Raw genomic sequence first — 356 nt, forward strand, 5'->3', positions numbered from 1 at the left:
ATCGTTCCGGTGATCCTGTCGGGCGGATCGGGGACGCGGCTGTGGCCGCTGTCGCGGGCGGAGAAGCCCAAGCAGTTCCTGTCGCTGACCGCGGCGGAGACGATGCTGCAACTCACCGCCGCGCGCGCGCGGGGGGCGGGGTTCGCCGCGCCGGTGGTGGTCGCGAACGCCGCGCATGCCGACGAGGTGGAGGCGCAGCTGGCCGCCGCGGGCGCCGAGCCGCAGGCGCTGGTGCTGGAGCCGGTCGGTCGCAACACCGCGCCCGCGATCGCGCTGGCGGCGCTGTCGGCGGACCCGGACGCGGCGCTGCTGGTGATGCCGTCCGATCATGTCATTGCCGATGTCGATGCGTTCCA

1 protein-coding gene is annotated in these 356 nt (G+C 74.2%); it reads left to right on the plus strand.

What is annotated here, in order from left to right; translation table 11 throughout:
* Positions 1-356: sugar phosphate nucleotidyltransferase (locus tag AX685_RS09405; RefSeq protein WP_231738737.1), on the plus strand; the 356-nt coding region annotated here is incomplete at both ends.

The sequence above is a fragment of the Sphingomonas sp. CCH9-F2 genome (assembly GCF_001556735.1).
Classification (GTDB): domain Bacteria; phylum Pseudomonadota; class Alphaproteobacteria; order Sphingomonadales; family Sphingomonadaceae; genus Sphingomonas; species Sphingomonas ginsenosidimutans.